General features: G+C 69.5%; 1 protein-coding gene. It reads right to left on the minus strand.

Annotated elements, in window-relative coordinates; translation table 11 throughout:
- Nucleotides 1-749 (minus strand): IS5 family transposase gene (locus IEW07_RS20745; protein WP_188540688.1). Its coding sequence is split into 2 segments (ribosomal slippage), with 750 coding nucleotides annotated over them: nt 1-410 and nt 410-749; the frame shifts between segments, so codons are not numbered across the junction. This gene is flagged as partial in the annotation.
- Nucleotides 750-752 lie beyond the last annotated feature (3 nt).

Below are 752 nucleotides of genomic sequence, written 5' to 3' on the forward strand. Positions count from 1 at the left end.
GAGGTGAAGATCAGCCCTGCGTTCCCACCGGGTGCGCAGTCGCTTGTAGGCATGGAGCCACGCGAAACCGCGTTCGACGACCCACCGGTGCTTCCCCAGGCCGGAACCGTGAGGAGTCCCGCGGCGGGCGATCCTTGGGGTGATGCCCCGGGCTCGCAGTAGCCGCCGGTACTTGTCGTGGTCGTAGCCACGGTCAGCGAAGAGCTCCCGCGGCTTCCTCCGAGGCCGGCCTCGAAGTCCGCGGATCGGTGGAATGGAGTCCACCAGGGGCAGCAGTTGCGTGACGTCGTTGCGGTTGCCGCCGGTGAGGGTGACCTGCAGCGGGATCCCGTGCGCGTCGACGATCAGGTGGTGCTTGGAGCCGGGCCGACCACGGTCGACAGGGCTGGGTCCGACGTGGTCCCCCCTTTGAGGGCCCGCACGTGGGAGCCGTCCACCGCGCACCGGTCCAGGTCCAGCGCCCCGCCCGCACGCAACTGGGCCAGCAACAGCTGATGAAGCTCCGGCCAGACTCCGGCCTCGGTCCAGTCCCTCATGCGCCGCCAGCAGGTCACCCCGGAGACGCTCAGCAGATCCCGCGGCAGCTGGTTCCAGCCGATCCCGGTCTTGAGCACGAACACGATCCCGGCCAGAGCGGCCCGGTCATCGGCCGGCCTGCGCCCCGGATGCTTGTAGCGTCGGGGTGGTCGCGGTGGCAGCAACGGCTCGACTCGCTCCCACAACGAGTCCGGTACAAGATCCCCCATCATGCC

It is taken from the genome of Kocuria dechangensis (genome assembly GCF_014636775.1).
Taxonomy (GTDB): Bacteria; Actinomycetota; Actinomycetes; order Actinomycetales; family Micrococcaceae; genus Kocuria; species Kocuria dechangensis.